At 65.8% G+C, this 17,074-nt stretch carries 17 protein-coding genes and 1 tRNA gene; 9 read left to right on the forward strand and 9 right to left on the reverse strand.

The window, feature by feature from the left end; all coding sequences use genetic code 11:
- Window positions 1-44: 44 nt before the first annotated feature.
- Window positions 45-1,640 carry an ABC transporter substrate-binding protein gene (locus VKV57_16165; GenBank protein ID HLW61440.1) on the forward strand — a complete coding sequence of 532 codons (1,596 nt, stop codon included), beginning with the start codon at window positions 45-47 and terminating at the stop codon, window positions 1,638-1,640.
- Window positions 1,641-1,652: 12 nt separating this feature from the next.
- A complete protein-coding gene (locus tag VKV57_16170) occupies window positions 1,653-2,642 on the forward strand; it encodes an LLM class flavin-dependent oxidoreductase (protein ID HLW61441.1) in 990 nt (329 codons plus the stop codon).
- Here the strand turns inward: VKV57_16170 and VKV57_16175 are convergent.
- From VKV57_16175 to VKV57_16200, 6 genes are all read right to left on the reverse strand, one after another.
- Window positions 2,560-3,468 carry an ABC transporter permease gene (locus VKV57_16175; GenBank protein ID HLW61442.1) on the reverse strand — a complete coding sequence of 303 codons (909 nt, stop codon included), beginning with the start codon at window positions 3,466-3,468 and terminating at the stop codon, window positions 2,560-2,562. The two genes, VKV57_16170 and VKV57_16175, sit on opposite strands and share 83 nt — an antisense overlap.
- A gap of 4 nt (window positions 3,469-3,472) precedes the next feature.
- Entirely contained in the window at window positions 3,473-4,396 is a 924-nt protein-coding gene (locus tag VKV57_16180) for an ABC transporter permease (protein ID HLW61443.1), read from the reverse strand.
- Window positions 4,397-4,618: 222 nt separating this feature from the next.
- Window positions 4,619-4,694, reverse strand: a tRNA-Gly gene (locus VKV57_16185).
- Window positions 4,695-5,054: 360 nt separating this feature from the next.
- The gene (locus VKV57_16190; GenBank protein HLW61444.1) at window positions 5,055-5,870 is read right to left on the reverse strand and encodes a creatininase family protein; all 816 of its coding nucleotides are present in this window, start codon (window positions 5,868-5,870) and stop codon (window positions 5,055-5,057) included.
- Window positions 5,871-6,339: 469 nt separating this feature from the next.
- A complete protein-coding gene (locus VKV57_16195) occupies window positions 6,340-7,038 on the reverse strand; it encodes a YceI family protein (protein ID HLW61445.1) in 699 nt (232 codons plus the stop codon).
- 109 nt (window positions 7,039-7,147) lie between these two features.
- The gene (locus VKV57_16200) at window positions 7,148-7,372 is read right to left on the reverse strand and encodes a hypothetical protein (GenBank protein ID HLW61446.1); all 225 of its coding nucleotides are present in this window, start codon (window positions 7,370-7,372) and stop codon (window positions 7,148-7,150) included.
- A 191-nt stretch (window positions 7,373-7,563) separates the two neighbouring features.
- On the opposite strand from VKV57_16200, the gene VKV57_16205 reads away from it, so the two are divergent.
- Both VKV57_16205 and VKV57_16210 read left to right on the forward strand, forming a co-directional pair.
- Complete coding sequence (locus VKV57_16205; GenBank protein ID HLW61447.1) at window positions 7,564-8,256, forward strand: response regulator transcription factor; 693 nt, start codon at window positions 7,564-7,566, stop codon at window positions 8,254-8,256.
- Window positions 8,253-9,434: a HAMP domain-containing sensor histidine kinase gene (locus tag VKV57_16210; GenBank protein ID HLW61448.1), complete on the forward strand. Its 1,182-nt coding sequence runs from the start codon at window positions 8,253-8,255 to the stop codon at window positions 9,432-9,434. Before VKV57_16205 ends, VKV57_16210 begins: the two co-directional genes overlap by 4 nt.
- A 135-nt stretch (window positions 9,435-9,569) precedes the next feature.
- On the opposite strand, the gene VKV57_16215 is transcribed toward VKV57_16210, so the two are convergent.
- Entirely contained in the window at window positions 9,570-10,241 is a 672-nt protein-coding gene (locus VKV57_16215) for a phosphopantothenoylcysteine decarboxylase (GenBank protein ID HLW61449.1), read from the reverse strand.
- The gene (queG, locus tag VKV57_16220) at window positions 10,238-11,416 is read right to left on the reverse strand and encodes a tRNA epoxyqueuosine(34) reductase QueG (protein ID HLW61450.1); all 1,179 of its coding nucleotides are present in this window, start codon (window positions 11,414-11,416) and stop codon (window positions 10,238-10,240) included. The genes VKV57_16215 and queG overlap by 4 nt, the downstream gene beginning before the upstream one ends.
- 29 nt (window positions 11,417-11,445) lie before the next feature.
- On the opposite strand from queG, the gene VKV57_16225 reads away from it, so the two are divergent.
- Together VKV57_16225 and VKV57_16230 are read left to right on the forward strand one after the other, a co-directional pair.
- Window positions 11,446-12,132, forward strand: coding sequence for an ATP-binding cassette domain-containing protein (locus tag VKV57_16225; protein ID HLW61451.1), 687 nt, complete (start codon window positions 11,446-11,448; stop codon window positions 12,130-12,132).
- Entirely contained in the window at window positions 12,129-12,887 is a 759-nt protein-coding gene (locus VKV57_16230; protein ID HLW61452.1) for a hypothetical protein, read from the forward strand. The genes VKV57_16225 and VKV57_16230 overlap by 4 nt, the downstream gene beginning before the upstream one ends.
- Window positions 12,888-12,895: 8 nt before the next feature.
- On the opposite strand, the gene VKV57_16235 is transcribed toward VKV57_16230, so the two are convergent.
- Window positions 12,896-13,858 (reverse strand): ExsB family protein, encoded by a 963-nt coding sequence (locus tag VKV57_16235; protein ID HLW61453.1) that lies wholly within the window; start codon window positions 13,856-13,858, stop codon window positions 12,896-12,898.
- 121 nt (window positions 13,859-13,979) lie between these two features.
- On the opposite strand from VKV57_16235, the gene VKV57_16240 reads away from it, so the two are divergent.
- The 3 genes from VKV57_16240 (at window position 13,980) to VKV57_16250 (ending at window position 17,072) form a co-directional block, all read left to right on the forward strand.
- Window positions 13,980-15,236, forward strand: coding sequence for an extracellular solute-binding protein (locus VKV57_16240; GenBank protein HLW61454.1), 1,257 nt, complete (start codon window positions 13,980-13,982; stop codon window positions 15,234-15,236).
- A gap of 76 nt (window positions 15,237-15,312) precedes the next feature.
- Window positions 15,313-16,227 carry a sugar ABC transporter permease gene (locus tag VKV57_16245; GenBank protein HLW61455.1) on the forward strand — a complete coding sequence of 305 codons (915 nt, stop codon included), beginning with the start codon at window positions 15,313-15,315 and terminating at the stop codon, window positions 16,225-16,227.
- Entirely contained in the window at window positions 16,224-17,072 is an 849-nt protein-coding gene (locus VKV57_16250) for a carbohydrate ABC transporter permease (protein ID HLW61456.1), read from the forward strand. Before VKV57_16245 ends, VKV57_16250 begins: the two co-directional genes overlap by 4 nt.
- Window positions 17,073-17,074: the final 2 nt, after the last annotated feature.

Consider the following 17,074-nt stretch of genomic DNA (forward strand, 5'->3'; position numbering starts at 1 on the left):
CGAACCTCGCGCGATCGATCAGGACGACCAAGGAGGCGCTGACTGTGCGTTACACAACATGGACCGCGATCGTGCTGTTGACCCTTGGGACCTGCGCCGCGACATACACGGCCGACGCACAAACCGGGGCGACACTTAGGGTGGCGGTGCAGGCCGATCCGGTCTCACTGGACCCTGCGTTGACCGACGATCCTACCGGCACCGCGATCCTTCACGACGTGTACAGCCCGTTGGTGGATGTCAATGGTCGAGGCGAGATCACAGCGCTCGCCGCAAAGAGCTGGACGGTGTCCCCGGACGGCATGACCTTCCGGTTTGTGCTGCGGGATGGCTTGCGTTTCCAGAGTGGTCAATCAGTGACCGCGACCGATGTCAAGTACACGCTCGACCGGCTCGCGAGCCCAAAGCTGAACTCGCCGAACGCCGATCTGCTATTGACCCCCATCGTAGGTTACGTGGATGAACAAGCGGGACGCGCGCCCGGACTCATCGGCGTACGCGTTGTTGGTCCGAATGAACTCGAGATTTCGGTTGATCCCACTCAAGGAGATATCCTGGCACGGCTGGCGAACGTCGCGACGGGGATCGTCTCCCGGGCCTCGGTCGAGCAGGGCGGGCAGAACTGGGGCACAACCCACTCGAACGGGACCGGACCCTACCGCGTCACCGAGTGGTCGTTGCGCAACCGGATAGTCCTTGATGCCAACCCCGGGTACTTCGGGGGCGCGCCGAAGATTCAGCACCTGACGTTCGAGATCGTCCCCGACCCCACCGTGGGGGTCGAGAAGTACGAGGCGGGTGAGATCGACCTGGTGCAGGTGCCGGGCACCGACTACACACGACTGAAGAACGATCCGAAGCTCGGTCATGAACTCATAGTCTACAGTCGGGCCGCGACCGTCTTTCTCGCGTTAAATCCGCTCGCGTATCCTCCGTTCAAGGACATTCGAGTCAGAAAGGCGATCGTGTACGCGCTCAACCGGCCCGCGCTGGTCAGTGCGGTCTTTGCCGGACTGTTCACGCCGGCCACCGGGATATTGCCGCCGCAGCTCCCGGGCTATCAAGCGCTGTCGGCGATCCCGTATGACCCAGCGCGGGCGCGCGCGCTCCTGGCCGAAGCCGGCTATGCGAAAGGCCAGGGGCTCCCGCCGCTGCTCCTGGGGCCGAACCCCCGGGGGTACGGTCCCCTGCAGGCGGCCCAGGTCCTCGCGGCTTTGATCCACCAGAACCTGAACATCGATGCGCGTGTGCAAGTGTACGATATTGCGAAGTGGCGGAGCGAGATGCACACGCGAACGGCCTTCTCTGCGGTTACGGGGTGGACGGCCGACTATGCGGATCCCAGCGATTATCTGTACGCGCTCTTCGGATCCAAGGCGCCGTTTGACTATTTCACCGGCTACGCGAACCCCGCGTACGATAAGTTGATTAGTACGGCCAGCCACCAACGGACACGCGCCGGCATGTTGCGGCATATGGGTGACGCCGAGCGCTATTTGATCTTGGATGACGTAGGCGTGGCACCGATCTACTACGTCCACGAAGCGATTCTCCGGAAGCCGTACGTCCGTAACATGTTGATCACCCCGTATGGCCTGGGGTTCATCGAGAATCTGCAGACGGCCGAGATCGTGCACTGACCGATCCCTCAGATGGGTGAGGCAACCGACTTCACGCTGAGCCTGCCCAATCGGGGAGTACTGCTGGGGTTCTTGACCGTGGGACAGCTACTGGACGCCGCCGAGGCCGCCGACACATCGGGGTCGTTCGGCGCCGTCAGCATCGGGGACAATCTCCTGGAGAAGCCGCGGGTCGAAGTCGTCGCGTTGTTGGGTGCACTTGCCGCCCGAACGCGGCGGCTTCGGTTGAACGTGGGATGCCTGTCCAGTTTCATCTTGCGCGACCCGATCTTGTTTGCCATTCAGTGGGCAAGCCTCGACGTGATCAGCGGGGGCCGGATGGAGCTCTGCGTCTGCATCGGCGGGGGAGATGACCGAGAGATGCGGCCGTACCACATGTCGAAGCGGGAACGCGTGCCCCGGCTTCTGGAGGCGATCAAGGTGGTCCGGCGACTCTGGGAGGAGGACCGTGTCAGTTTCGGGGGACGGTTTCACCGCTTCGAAGATGTCACCGTCCAACCCAAACCGGTGCAGCGTCACCTGCCGATCTACCTCGCCAACGCGCCGGATCCGGACGGGCCCACGGAGGTCGTGGACCGGATGTTGCTGCGCGCCCTGCGGCATGCGGACGGCTGGCATCCTACCGGACTGACGCCCACCCAGTTCGGGGTGCTTCGCTCGCGGCTCGAAGCGCTCGCGGCTGCGGAGGGGAAGGATCTTTCCACGTTCTCGATCGGCTGTGGGAGCCTGGTCAACATCCAGCCGGATCCCGTCAAGGCGCGACAGGAAGCGGAGGACTACGTCCGCCGATACTGGCCGGATACGTACGGACCGCGCAGCTTCGAACGGCTGATCTTCGGGCCGCCCGCCGCCGTGGCGGAGGGCATCCTGCGGTATTGGGAGGCCGGTTGCCGAAGGATCGCCGTCCGGCTAGGCGCTCTCAACTACCGCACCCAGATGCCGCTGTTGTTGAACGAGGTGATGCCCGCGGTGTGGGAGGGCGTCGCCGCCCGCGCCCGTTAGCCTGCACTACCGTCCGCCACCGTGGATCAAACATCTGGGCCACGCCCTCTCCCACGAATGTGAGCGAGAGAATGGCTGCGCACAGGACAAGACTTGGGACGACCGTTAGGTACGGGTACGTCCTCAGGTAGGGCAGACCCTCCGCGATCATCACCCCCCAAGACGGCATCGGGGGTTGCACACCAATCCCAAGAAAGGAGAGGGTCGCCTCCGCAAGGATGACGGGTCCGATGTCAAGCGACGCCCGGACGAGCGCCACGGTCATGATATTTGTGAGCACGTGACGTACCATGATGCGACGCTGCGGCGCACCGAGCGCCCGGGCGGCCGTGACAAACTCCTGCTCCCGAAGCGTGAGTACTTCCGCACGTACCTGACGTGCCATGCCCGCCCACCCGACCACGGAGAGGGCGATGATAATATTCAGAATGCTCGGTCCGAGCAATCCGGTAATGAGGATCAGGAACAGCAAGTCGGGGAACGCCAGAAAGATGTCCGTCACGCGCATCAGCCCGGCGTCGACCCGCCCTCCATAAAAACCCGCCAGCGTTCCCGCGGTCACGCCGGTCGCGGTGTGCACGACGACGGCAGTGCCGCTGATCAGGAAAGAGATGCGCCCTCCGTATGCCAGTCGCGTCGCAACATCGCGGCCGAATTGATCCGTGCCGAGCCAGTGGGTTCGGCTCGGGCCGTGGAACAACTGGGACAAGTCCTGCACATCGTACGCGGATCGCGTGGCGTACGGCAGGAGTACACAGGTACAGACGAGCGCCAAGACGGTGCCCGCCGCGAGGACGGTAGGTCGATCACGAAAGAGCGCGGTCATCTCATCACTCGTATCGCACCCTCGGGTCCAGCACCGCGTACGCGACATCGGTCAAGAGATTGAGGAGCAAGAACATCGCAGTGTACAGCATGACCACCGCCTGGATCACGGGATAGTCACGCTGAAGGATCGCGGTGACGGTCGCACGCCCCATTCCAGGGATCCCAAAGATCACCTCGGTGACGAACGCGCCGGTGAAGGCCAGACTGAGCGCGAGCCCGACCGTGGTGATGATGGTGATAGATGCGTTGCGCAGGGCGTGGCGGGAGGTGATGGTCCACGGGGTAAGGCCCTTTGCCCGTGCGGTGCGAATGTAGTCCTGCCCGAGGGTCTGGAGGACCGCGAGGCGCGTGATTCTGGTGATATAAGCCATCGGCCGAAGCATCAGCACCACAACGGGTAGCACTACATGCGCGGGATGGCCCCAGCCGGACACGGGGAACCACCGTAGGCGCAGGGAGAAGAGCAAGACAAGGCCCACGGCGACCACGAAGAACGGCACGGCAATGCCGAGAAGTGTGAAGAATCGTACGGCTTGATCGATCCCGGAGCGTGGATGCAGTGCGGCGAGCGTGCCGAGCGGCACCCCTAAGAGCACGGCGACGGCCAATGCGAGGATCCCAAGTACCAGACTTACGGGAAGCGCCTGCCGGACAACGGTGCCCACGCGAATCCCCGGGTAGGCGTAGGAGGTCCCGAGATCGAAGCGCGCAACGTGGACGAGAAAGCGCAGATACTGGAGGGGCAGCGGCTTATCCAATCCGAGCTGTGCGCGCGCTCGCGCTTCAGCGACAGGATTGCTGATATCGCCGAACAGGATCTGCACGGGATCCCCTGGTGCGAGCCGCCCGACGATAAACACGATGAGAGTGACGCCCAGGATAATCGGTCCCATTCCGGTGACTCGGTACGCGAGGTAACGCCACATTGCTACCAGCTGTCCTCAGGGGGTGGCATCTCTGAGCCCACAGAGGGCCACGGCGCCCAGATCACCGCCGGATGGCTCCTACGCACCCGGTCGCCGTTCGCGGGGAGCATGTGCTGAACTGCTGCAAGGGAAATGCCTTGCGGTCTGCTTTGGAGGCGTACATCGGTCCCTTGGGGGGCTTTTCGTGTGGCTGGGTTGCTGAAACCCTTGTCCTGCTTGGTCTGGAGCGGGAAACGGGACTCGAACCCGCGACCCTCTGCTTGGGAAGCAGATGCTCTACCAACTGAGCTATTCCCGCTCGTTTGTCGGCAATGCTGCTAGTTCGGCCATATTATATGCTCTCGGGCCTCCGGAGTCAAAGCCCTGAACGGCAGAGGATAGGTCCCGAATGTCCCGTTGCGCCGGGCGACCGAGAAGGCGCCACGCGCACCCGAGCCCGAGGGGCAGCCCATCGCCTGGGGACCTTCAAGTGAGATATTCCTGAGGTCGCGGAGAGGGGGCCGGAGCCGGTCGAGACTCCCTCAGAGCTGCGCGGTCCCCGGCGCGAACCGGCGGGCGCGCGCGGCGAACCGTCGCCCCGCGATGAGACAGCGGATCCGGCGGCGAGCTCGCGCAACGCCCACCCGGACCAGCAGCCCCGGTTCGCCTGTGGCGCAGCTTATTCAGAAACCCGCAAAGCTTTTGAAACGTTTATCTTCTGGAACTCCACGGCAAACGCCGACATATATTCGATGAACCGCTGGAGGCTTTCTCCGCCTCGACGCCGGAGTGCCTCCAGCCCACCCTTCTCGATTGACGGCGGGCTTTCAATGTCGATATCCCAGGCATCGACAGGAATGAGAATCTGCGCGCCTTGGTATTCGAAGTTGTTGAAGCCTAAGGGCGTGATTTTTTCGCCGAACAACTTTCTCATCGGGGGCGCGGAGCCCCACTCCCCCTTGTATCCTCCGGCTCTGAGGTCGGCGATCTCCGTCCCAGAGACAGCGAGCGCCACCGCAAACTCCCAGATGTGAGTGCCCTCGGGGAAGAGGTCGGGGGTCAGTTTCTTGCCTATCGTCCACCATTCCAAGATTGCGACCAGCATCCCAAGGTCTCGAACGTTGCGGCCGGTTCTCACCAGGGGCTCGCGGTTTCCGCCATGACCGTTAAGGAAAATGACCTTTCGAATGCCGTTTCGGTGCAGGCTCCGGCAGATGTCCGTGCAGAACGCTTCCATAACGTGGGGGCTGACGGTGAGCGATCCCGGGTATTCCTTCATCTTGTCATTTTCCCCGTAGGGGAGCAGCGGCAGTGTCATGAGCCCGGTTCTCTTCCCCACCTCATCCGCCATCTTTTGTACTGAGCTGCCATCAATACCGATGGGGGTCGGGCCATGTGCGTGCAGGGTCCCCACGGGCATGATCACCGTGTCGGTCTTCTTGAACGCCTCCGCGGCCTCCATCCAGGACATCTCATCCAGTCGGTGTTTCTTCATTCGGCGGCCCTCCGTGACTCTTGGCGGTAGAAAGATCTTCCCGATGGGCGATTCGGAAGCCTGCCTCCCGAAGTGCGTTGAGGGTGGCGACAAGCGCAGGGGGCGCGAGGACGCATCCGGCGCCGACCCAGAGGTCTTGAGATCTCGCCGGCGGAGCTACCCTGTTCGATACACCAATGGGCGCGGGCGGCGTGGTCTTGCTATCGGGGAACGTGCTTTCAAGAACTCAGCGGCGGATCATGCAAATTCGAGGAAGGCGCCCCGGCCTGTCGACGACGGCACGGGCGCGTCGAATGCTCGTGCCCGCTTCGTAGAGTCTCCAACACACAGGCATGGATCCGCCGCCCGAGCGGCAGGCGAAGCTGCACCATCAGCCAGGAGGGCCATAATGTGCCGGCACACCTCGCCGCCGCTCCACCCCAATGGCCAGCGAGGCGCCCCGCCGCCCCGCCGTCCACCTTCCGCCCGATCATGGAGTGCGTCGGGCCGTGAGTTGCAACTCCAATTGCGCCTGATTTTCTGCTTTCAACACGCCGAGAATCGATGGCGGATCGAACCCAAAATCGGTCATGAGAATGGCCGTGGTGGCGTGTCCGATCAACATGTCGCCCTCCAGCCTGACCGTGCCGGTGAAGGTGACCGGTTTCGTCACGTTCCGGACCTGTAGATCCCCCGCGATTTGGATCGGTACGTCCCGTCCATCGAGATACGTGTCCGGGAGTCCTTGGATCGACGTCGGTGCGAACACGGCCGCCGGATATTTGCTGGATTCGAGCCACTGCTGGCGGATGGCATTGTCACGTCGCCGGCTGTTCGAGGTGAGCTGGCTAATATCGACGGTGATGGGGCCCGCGCGGCTCTGACGGGGATGAGCCCGATCGATCAGGATCGTGCCCTGTATGCCGTGCGTGATCCCCACTGCGACGTTGAACTGGTTGTTTCGATCGATGAAGGTCTCGGCCACGCGATACAGGGCCTGGGACGCGGATGCGTCGATGACGTAGTGTTCCGCCCCCTGGGTCGCGGCGGGGGAGGCCGCCTGCGCCTGAGACGGGCCGGTCCCCGCATCCATGGCGGTCACGAAGAGGCCAACCAGCATCGTCGCCGCCACGGCTGCGCAGCGGGACGGCTGGGTCTTGTTCGAGATCTTTCCCTCGTGTCGTCGCATGTTCGTATCCTCTCCGCCGAAGTCCGCTTCGCCATCCTTGGAGGGCCATCGGTTGCCGAAACCCCTGGGGGGCCCCGCCTGTACCCGGTCGGGGCCCCCGCCCGATTTCCTATTGCCCCTGGTTATCGAGGTGCGCGTCGCGATATGGCCCAAGATCCTGCCCGGACGGCCCCGGGCCGGCGACGATTCCTTCGCCGCTTGCCGCGGGGAGGACAGTTGCGGGAGAGGCTGCCGGCTTCGGTTGGCCGGCATCGGTGTTGCCCTCGGCGAACGCTGTCGGCGCGGCGAGCGCCAGGATCGTCCCCAGGGTCATTGCTGCGAGTGTGCGGTGCATAGTGTGCCTCCTTTTCGTTTGTGGGGGCCGTCGACGCCCCCAGTGACACCTTACCCAGCGAAGGTATCGAGTTGATGACACAAAGGTATCAGAAGCTTATGACACTCCGATGACATGAATTTGCGCGAGGCTGGAAGAGGTCGCTATACTTTGAAACGACCCCCGGGATGACTGGTGGTCTGAGGGAAGAAATGCACCTCTTACTGGTTGAGGACGACAAGGCGCTCGGCGACGTAGTCCGCCGCGGCCTCGAAAGCTACGGGTACCAGGTCACCTGGGCGCGCGATGGGGACACGGCGTACGATCGCGCCTGCACGGGCACCTATGACGCGCTGATCCTCGACCTGATGCTCCCCGGGCTCGATGGGCTTGCCCTGTTGCAGGCACTGCGCGAAGCCGGTGTTCGGACACCGGTTTTGTGCCTCACCGCGCGAAGTCGCGTGGAGGATCGGGTCGCCGGGCTCGACGCCGGCGCCGACGATTACCTCGTCAAGCCATTCGCGTTTGAAGAACTGCTGGCCCGGCTGCGGGCACTGCTGCGGCGGCCGTCCGATCTGATCGTCCCTGAGATCCTGACGTCGGGATCGCTCCGCCTCTGGCCGACCGACCGCCAAGTCACCGTGGGGGATCAGGCGATCACCGTCCCGCTGCGGGAGTTTGACCTGCTGGAATTCCTGCTGCGGCATCCCGGGCGCACCCTTTCGCGCGAGGTGATTGTGGAGCGTATCTGGGGGGCGGGCGCGCCGCCACGGGCGAATGTGGTGGATGCCACCATCTCCCGGCTGCGGCGCCGGCTGCGGCGGGCGGGGTGGGACGGTCGGATCACCGCCGTTCCCGGTCTAGGCTATCGGATCGGCATTTCGATCCCGGGTAGCGCGTCGTGAAGGGGCTGGCACCGCACGTGCACCTTCGTTTGCTGCGGCGGAGTCGGTGGCGCGTCGCCGTGGTGGGCGCCCTCGTGGTGGGGATCATCCTGGCATGGCTCTCCGCCGGGGCGTATGTGGTGGCCAGGAAAGGCGTGTACGCGCACCTGCACGAGCGGCTGGAGCGCGCCGTGCGGCGGTACGGGGATCCAAGTCTTACGCCCGGGTCCCTCATCGTCGACGAGCGCGGGCGCCCGCTGCCGGACCTCGCGGTGACCGAGGGATGGGAGACCGGCGGGCAGGGGTTCCGCATCGTGTCCACCCCCCAACTCGGGGCGCTGGCCGTCCTGCAGCTGCCGACGCGCGGAAGCGGCCTGCGCGTCGTGGCCACTCCCGCCCAGGAGGAGCTTCGAGCGCTCACGATGTTTCTTCAGGTGCTCATCGCCTTGACCGTCACGGGGGGGCTTTTGGCCCTGCCGGTCGGATACGCGCTGGCCGGCCTGGCGCTGCGCCCGCTCGATGCGGCCGTTCGCGAGCGGAGCGAATTCGTCGCTCTGGCATCTCACCAGCTTCGGACCCCGTTGTCGGTGATCCGGACCGCGGTTGAGCTCGCCCGTGCGGGCCGCGGGGTGACGCGGGACGAAGCGCTGATCACGACCCTGGAACAGACGGAGCGCATGGAAGCGCTGGCGGCCAGGCTGACGGCGCTGGCGCGCGCGGAGGCGGGGTCGAAGGCAAGCGCGGAGCGCGCGGACCTCACGCGGGTGGCCGAGGCGGTGGTGACCGGCCTCAACCCGGCCGCACGCCAGGGGGGGGTGGGTCTGGCTCTGGATGCTCCCGGCCCGATCTGGGCGATTGTCGAACGGGACGAGGTCGCGGACGTCCTCACGGCCCTCGTCGAAAACGCGATCCGCTTCTCCCCTCGCGGAGGAGTGGTGACGGTATCCATTCGCGCGAATGATGCCCGGGCGATCGCCAGCGTGTCGGATCAGGGCCCGGGGATTTCTCCACAGGACCTCCCGCACGTTGCCGACGCCTTCTACCAGGGCCGAAACGCCACGGGCGGCCACGGGCTGGGCCTAGCCATCGCCCGAGCGATCGTTGAACGCCGCCGGGGACACCTCTCCATCGCGAGCTCCCCAGGGCACGGGACGGTTGTGCGCGTCACCCTTCCGGCCGGTCGCGACGCGACCGGTTGATCGTCCGCTGCGCCACCGGGATTTGGGAGAAATCCCATTTACGGATGCCGCGATCACGGCCGGGCCGTGCGCCGCGACGGCGGCCGGTCAGGTCACCGGTCAGCAGGGGACGCTCGGCGGGTGGGCACGATCACCCTAGGTGATTCCCAGGCGGCGGTCCAGGACATCCACCAGCGCCCGAGCGATCGACTCTTTCCCTTCCGCGACCCCCTCCACCTCGCCGTCGGGGCCCACCAGGTATCCGATGTGCGTCCCCCGCTCGATATCTCGGAGGTCATTTGCGATGACGAGATCTGCGCGATTGCGCGCCCGCCACGTGGTGGCGATGTCGATCAGTTCGGCTCGATGCTTTCCCACCTCCAGCTTGAACCCCACGAAAAACGTCTTGGGCGAGAGGGCGCGGATCAGCTGGGCGGCCTTCGCGGTTGGGACGAGGCGAACGACCCATTCCGAGAGGGCACTTGCCGTTTTCTCCTCGCGGACTTCAGCCGGCGCGAAGTCGAGGACCGCCATGGCATGAACGACCGCGTCGTAGCCCGTCGGCAGCTCCTGCTTGAAGACGACGATCAGGTCATCGACCGTATCGATCGGCACCAGCCGCAGTTGGTCTCTCCGCCCCCCCCGCACGGCCGGCGTGTCGCTCCCCCGACCGTAGACGAAAGTCACGTCGGCTCCATCCTGGACCGCGGCCTCCGCGATGAGGGATCCGAGCCGTCCCGTCGATTTGTTCGTGATGAACCGCACCGCATCGAGGGGCGCACGGGTCGGCCCCGAGGTGACGAGAATGCGACGGCCGCGGAGGCTCACGTGGCGTGCCCGGTGCTCGCGGCCAGCGCGAGGGTGATTTCTTCGCGCGCCGCCGCGTCCTTCTCGAGCGGAAGGCGCCTCTGGAGGCCGTCCCTTGCTCCTGCCGTTCCGATCCGGCCGAGAGCCCAGGCGGCGTGACCCCGGACCACCGGATCGCTCTCGTCGGCGAGGGCCCGCAGCAGCTCCGGTACGGCCGCCGGGTCTCCCGCGTTTCCGAGCGCCACCGCCACGTTTCGCCGCAGGCCGCTGCGTTTGGTCCGTTTGACCGGCGAGCCGCGGAAGCGCCGTTGGAACTCATGGTCGGTGATGTTCAGCAGGGGGAAGAGCTCGGGACGGGAGCCCACGCCGGGACGCGGGGCGAGTTCGGGATGCATCCGCGCGGCGGTCTTCGTGTTGTGGGGGCAGACATCTTGGCAGATGTCACACCCGAAAATCAGGTCCCCAATCGCGGGACGCAGCTCCCGAGGGATTGGGCCGCGGTGTTCGATGGTGAGATACGAGATGCACCGCCGCGCGTCGACCACGTAGGGGGCGACGATCGCCCCCGTTGGGCATGCGTCGAGACAGAGCCGGCAGTGACCGCAGTTCCCCTCCGCCGGGGTGTCCGGCGGGAGCGCCAGATCCGTGAGGATTTCCCCCAGGAACACCCATGAGCCGTGCCCGCTGCGGGTGATGATCAGCGTGTTCTTCCCGTACCAGCCCAGGCCCGCGCGTCGGGCCGCGGCCCGGTCGATGACCGGTCCGGTATCCACGTAGTAGCGGGCCACCTGCGCCCCTCGGTTCAGCAGGAACTGGGCCAGCCGCTTGAGGCGGGAGCCCATCACCTCGTGGTAGTCGTCCCCCCCCGCGTAGCGGCTGATCCGGCCCCGAGGTGCGGCCGGCTCACGGTCCGGCGCGGATGCGGCGTCGGAGGAACCGCCGTAATAGAGCCCCACCACCACCAGCGCGCGGGCGCCGGGCACCACGGCCGCGGGTCGGGGAGACCTGGTGGCGTTTCGGGCCATGTAGTCCATCTCCCCGTGATAGCCGCGGTTGATCCAGTCGACGAGCGCCCCACCTTCTTGGGGGAAAGGGGCGCTGGTCGTGATCCCGCACAGGTCGAATCCCACCTCGCGCGCTTCGGCTTTGACCGCGCGCGCAAGGGCCTGCGCGTCCGTGGGCAGGTGCGGGTCCATAGCTCCGCTTCAGTATAGCAAAGACGCTTGTGCGGCACGGCTCGGCCGGCCGGGAGGCAGAGGAGTTCGTCCCCAACGCTGGAACCTGTCCGGGCGTGGACGAACAGGTCACCACGCTCAGCGTGTCCGAGGTCGCCCGCGCGTTCGGCCGCCACGAGGTGCTCCGTGCCGTCTCCTTCGCCGTCCGCCGCGGCGAAATGGTGGGGATCGTCGGGGAGAACGGAGCCGGGAAGTCCACGCTGCTCAAGATCATCGCCGGGCTCCTCCGGCCCTCTCGGGGCCGCGTTGACGTCCGGGGGCGCATCGGCTACTGCCCTCAGGATCCCCAGGTCCACCTCGGCCTGACCGTCGCGCACAATCTGGAGTGGTTCCGCACCGCGTACCGCCTCGGCACCGTCCGCCGCGCGGAAGCCCTGATGGACGTGCTCGCGCTCAGTCAAAATAGGAACAGGCTCGTCAGCGACCTGAGTGGGGGCACGCGGCAGAAGCTCAACCTCGTCCTTGCCTTGATGCACGACCCCGACATTCTCCTGCTGGACGAACCGTATCAGGGGTTCGACTGGGAAACCTATCTGCGGTTCTGGGGGCTGGCGGAGGAGTTTCGCCGAGCGGGTCGGGTGATCGTGATCATCTCACACCTGTTTTTCGAACGCACCCGATTTGACACCCTCCTGCGCCTCCACGACGGGGTCATCACCCCGGAAGTCCGTTCGTGATCCGCCCGTCGCTCATCGCCTTCCGGCTCAGCCTGATCGAGCAGGCACACAACCGGTTCGCGATGCTGCTGCTCGCGCTCTACCTGCCCGCCTGGTATGGGACGATCTATGGCCTCACCGATGACTCGCCGATCGGGTTCAAGCTGCGGGCGTTCGGGGTGTTTGTCGCCACCAGCCAGCACCGCCTCGGGTTGCTCACAGGGATGCTGAACGCCACGACCCTGATCATCGGTTTTGTCTCCCTGAGCGCCGTCCGCCGGTCCGCCCTCGTGGACCAACGGTTGGTGCTCTGCGGTTTCCCGAGGGCGGCGCTCATCCTGGGGCGCCTCACGGCATTCGGCGTCGCCTCGGTGTTGATCGCCGCGTATGCGGTGGCCGTCCTGTCGGCGTTCACACCCCCCCGGCATCCAGCCGTGGTCTTCGCCGGGACGTTCGGAGCGGTGCTGACGTATGCGGCGATCGGCGTGGCGGTGGGGGTGGTGGCGCGGGGCGATCTGGAGGGGTTCTTCGTCATCATCATGTTGAGCCTCGTGGATACGTTCTTGCAAAATCCCATCGGGAACCCCGCCGCCAACCGGGCGGTGATCGAGTACTTTCCGTCCTACCTTCCCATGCAGATTGTGGCCGGCGGCGCGGTCGCCGACCACGTGGCCTGGTGGCAGCTCTGGGGGAGTTTCGCCTGGGCGGTCGCGTTTGGCGTTCTCGGCCTGGTGGGGTTCTGGCAGCGCACCCGGATCGCGCGGCCCCATCCCTGAGGACGAGGTTAGGCGGGACCCGCGCTGCGAAACCCCACGATCTGGAAGGTTCCCAAGCGGGTGTTTGAGGTCGGCTGCCAGTCTACCGTCACCGGGGCGGCGAAGTCCGGCGCGAGCCGCCCGTGCTCGATCCAGTACCGAGCGTGGGGATCGTTGAGGATTGCCGGACTCGCCTTCGCCACGAGCGTGAGCGGGCCGGCCACCACGTGAACCTCGTCCAATTGCTCAATCGCCCGTAGGGCCGCGGTCAGCCGCCCCCGCAGCTCTGCATTTGGGGCGGGCCGGACGTTGACCAGGCCGATGTTCCGCCCGAGCGGGCCGATGATCTTGACGTTGGCGAGATCGGGCGTCACCCCCGCCTCCCGCAGGACCGTCAGCACGACCTCGTTGGCCCGCGCGACGGCGCGCCCGTGGTACTCCGGCGCCGCGAGCGGTTTGAGGAGGTGCTTGAGCTTGCACCCCTCCCGCCCGGGGTTCTCGCCGATCCGGGGCGGGCGCACCCCAAGCGCATCGGCCAGCGTCCCAATTTCCGGTTTCTCCAGGTCGAGCAGCGGGGCGTAGTAGCCGTTGCAGACCTTGAGCCCGAACTGGCCCCACGTATCGCTGCGGTTGGCTCCCGTCAGGACCAGGCGCCCGCCGGCCACCGCCTTGACCATTCCCAGCTTGATCTCGCGTGTGCAGCGGTTGCAGGCCGGCCCCGCGGCCTGCACGCGGTGCTGCTTGAACTGTCCGAGTAGGCAGCGCTGGGGCAGGCCAAGCCGCTCGGCGACCTCCAAGACGATCTCGTTGCCGCGCGTGTACGCGTAGATGCCCATGTTAACGGTGATGAGCAGAACGCGGTCGCGGCCCAGTGCATCTCGGGCCAGCGCCGCGGTGACGGTGCTGTCCAAGCCCCCGCTAAAGGCCACCACGACCGGGTGCCCGTCCGTCGTGGTGCGGATCTCCTCGACCAAGGCTGCGTACCTGTCCACGCCCCAAGGGTAGCCGATCGACGTCCGGTTGTCACGAGGCTCGGGCGGAGAGAGGAGATGGAACGGTTCGGCGTGAAAAGGCGGATCGCGGGGTCGTCCCGGTGTCCCCCGGAGGTGAGCGATGACGCGGCGGATCCTCATCATGGTGCTCGCGGCGGCCTTTGCCGCCGGGCTGTGGCCGGCAGGGGCGATCGGTCAGGCCGGGGCGATGATGACGTTCTGGAGTTGGCGGGCCGAAGACCGCGCGTTCTACGAGAGCATGATCAAGAAGTTCGAGGCGCAGAACCCGGGCGTCTCGATCGAGTTCCAGACCTTCAAACCGACCGAATACAACACCGCGCTTTCTGCGGCGATGCAGGCCGGCAAGGGGCCGGACATTGTGCACCTCCGCGCCTACGGCGCCCTCCAGCCGTTTGCGCGACCGGAGTTCCTGGTGCCGCTCGACGATAAGGTCCCCGAACTGAAGACGTTTCCTCGCCAGTGGCTCGGCGGGGCGAGGAGCCAAGCCGACGGCAAGATCTACGGGGTGCCGTTTGCCGTGCAGGCGCTCGTGATCTTCTACAACCGAAAGCTCCTCCGGAAAGCCGGCGTGACCCCGCCCACCACCTGGGACCAATTCCTGGGCGCGCTCAAGGTGCTCAAAGACCACGGGATCACGCCGCTGGCGAACGGCGGCAAGGAGGGCTGGACTCTCGAGGTAGCGTTGGGAGTCCTCGGGCCCAACTTCTACGGCGGGTCAAATTTCTACGAGGCCGTGACCCGCGGGCAGACGACGTTTCGGAGCCCGCAGTTTACCGCCGCGCTGGCCAAGATGGAGGAGATCCGGCCTTTTATGCCCCAGGGGTTTATGGGGATTTCGTACACCGACATGCAGCAGTTGTTCATCAACGAGCAGGCGGCGATGTTTGTCGGCGGCATTTGGGAGCTGGGGTACTTTCAGAGCCAGAACTCGTCACTGGACATCGGCGTGATGCCGGGGCCGGTGGCGAAGGCGGGCGACACGCCCTGGGTCAGCAGTTACGACGACGGCAACTACGGGGTGAACGCGAAGAGCGCGCATATGGACCTGGCGCTGAAGTTCATCCGGTTCACCGCCACCAAAGACTGGGGGCAGGCGTTCACCGATCAGCTCAAGCAGATCTCGGCGGTGCCGGGCGTGACGATCCACGACCCCCAGCTCCAGCAGGTTCAGATGTGGATGCGCCACGCCACCCCCTATATCATGCTCGTGGGGTTCCGTTGGAAGAACCCGACCGGGAGCGAGCTTATCCAGAACGACCTGCAGGGGCTCTTCGCCGGGAAGATGACCCCGCAGCAGGTAGGCGACGACGTCACGCGCGGATTGGCCACATGGTTTGACCCCTTCCGCGGGCGCTGACCCTATCGCGACGCCGTCTACGCAGGATCCGCAAGGGCTGGGGGCCGGGGCGCGGTTCGCTCCCGGCCCCCGCCGCGTGCCCTACCGGACGGCCCGGGCGCTGTGGGTCGCCGCGTTTCTCGCGCCGGCGGTCCTCCTCTTCAGCGTGATCGTAGCGTATCCGATCCTGAGCGCATTGGCCTACAGCCTGTTTCAATGGGATGGGATTGTCCGCGGCGGCTACGTCGGCCTCGCCAACTTCCAGCGCCTCTTGACGCAGTATCCCTACAGCGTGCGGATGCTGACGGCGCTCTGGCATAATGTCTGGGCGTTCGTGTTGACGATGGGGGTTCAGAACGGCCTCGGCCTCGTCTTCGCGGTCCTCCTCGCCGGGCGTGCCTGGGGGGCGCGGCTGTACCGGGCAATCTTCTTTATGCCGGTGACCCTCTCGCTCGTGATCGTGGGGTTCCTTTGGCAGCTGTTCCTCAATCCCATCTGGGGCGTCGTGAACAAGGGTCTTGCGCTCGTTGGGCTCGGCGTCCTGGCCCGGCCCTGGCTTGGGGACACCCATACGGCCCTCATCACCATCGTGCTGGTCAACGCTTGGCGCTGGGTGGGGTTCCCCACCATCGTGTTCCTCGCCGGCATCCAGGCGATTCCCGACCAATACCTGGAGGCGGCCCGGCTCGACGGGGCCGGCGCGGGGGCGGTCTTCCGCCGGATTATCCTGCCCCTGCTGGCGCCCCAGGTGAACATCATCGTCATTCTCACGTTCATCGGGGCGTTCAACTGGTTCGAGCTCCCCTACGTGATGCAGGGCGTCACCGGCGAGCCCGACCACGCCACGGACGTGCTCGGGCTGCTCTTCTACCGTTCGGCGTTCGGGGCGGTGGACACCGGCAACCCCGATGTCGGGATCGGCTCGGCGATCGCGGTGGTGATGTTCGCGATCCTCCTCGTTGTCAGCGGCTTGGGCGCGGTCTACCTCCGCCGCCGGGAGGTCGAGATGTGACGCCCTGGCGGCGTTCCCAGCGCGCCCGCCCGGTGACGGCTGCGCTCGCGCAGGTGCTCCTCGCCGCAAACGCGCTCCTGGTGCTCCTGCCGCTTGCGTTCATGGTGATGTCCTCGTTCAAGACCACTCGCGAGATCTTCCAGCGTCCTTTCGCGCCGCCCGAGACCTTGAGCTGGCGCAACTACGCGGCGGTGTGGGAGACAGCGCACTTCAGCGTTTACTTCGTCAACAGCGTGATCGTCACGGTCGGGTCGATGGTCTTGATCCTGGCCACCGGCACGCTGGCCGCCTATGCGCTCGGGCGGTACCGGTTCCGTGGAAACGATCTGCTCTATCTGTTTTTCCTGACGGGGATCATGGTGCCGATCCGGCTGGCGATTATCCCGCTGTTCATCTTGATGCGCGACCTCCGGCTGCTCGACACCGAATGGTCGTTGATCCTCGTCTACGCCGGCTCGGGGCTCCCGAGCGCAATCTTCATTCTCACCGGATTCTTTCGCGCGCTCCCGCAGGATCTGGACGGCGCGGCGCGCATCGACGGGGCCGGTGAGCTCGGCATCCTCCTGCGGGTGATGCTGCCGCTCGTCCGTCCCGCGCTGGCGATCGTCACCGTCTACAACGTCATCCCGATCTGGAACGACTTCTTTTTCCCGCTCGTCTTCATCCATCAGGACCGGCTCAAGACCCTCCCGCTCGGCCTGACGGTCTTTTTCGGCGAGTTCGCGACCAACTGGGGGCTGCTGTTCGCCGGCCTGTCGCTCGCGGCGATCCCTGTGATCGGGCTCTACCTCGTCCTGTCACAGCAGTTCATCAAGGGGCTGACGGCCGGGGCGGTCAAGGGATAGGC

This window comes from bacterium (assembly GCA_035307765.1).
Lineage (GTDB): Bacteria > Sysuimicrobiota > Sysuimicrobiia > Sysuimicrobiales > Segetimicrobiaceae > Segetimicrobium.

Bases quoted from the DNA above. Each gene is read 5' to 3' on its own strand.
- VKV57_16195 (HLW61445.1), bottom strand. From the start codon at position 7,038: ATGCGACGACACGAGGGAAAGATCTCGAACAAGACCCAGCCGTCCCGC.
- VKV57_16205 (HLW61447.1), top strand. From the start codon at position 7,564: ATGCACCTCTTACTGGTTGAGGACGACAAGGCGCTCGGCGACGTAGTC.
- VKV57_16190 (HLW61444.1), bottom strand. From the start codon at position 5,870: ATGAAGAAACACCGACTGGATGAGATGTCCTGGATGGAGGCCGCGGAG.
- queG (HLW61450.1), bottom strand. From the start codon at position 11,416: ATGGACCCGCACCTGCCCACGGACGCGCAGGCCCTTGCGCGCGCGGTC.
- VKV57_16170 (HLW61441.1), top strand. From the start codon at position 1,653: ATGGGTGAGGCAACCGACTTCACGCTGAGCCTGCCCAATCGGGGAGTA.
- VKV57_16180 (HLW61443.1), bottom strand. From the start codon at position 4,396: ATGTGGCGTTACCTCGCGTACCGAGTCACCGGAATGGGACCGATTATC.
- VKV57_16175 (HLW61442.1), bottom strand. From the start codon at position 3,468: ATGACCGCGCTCTTTCGTGATCGACCTACCGTCCTCGCGGCGGGCACC.
- VKV57_16200 (HLW61446.1), bottom strand. From the start codon at position 7,372: ATGCACCGCACACTCGCAGCAATGACCCTGGGGACGATCCTGGCGCTC.
- VKV57_16240 (HLW61454.1), top strand. From the start codon at position 13,980: ATGACGCGGCGGATCCTCATCATGGTGCTCGCGGCGGCCTTTGCCGCC.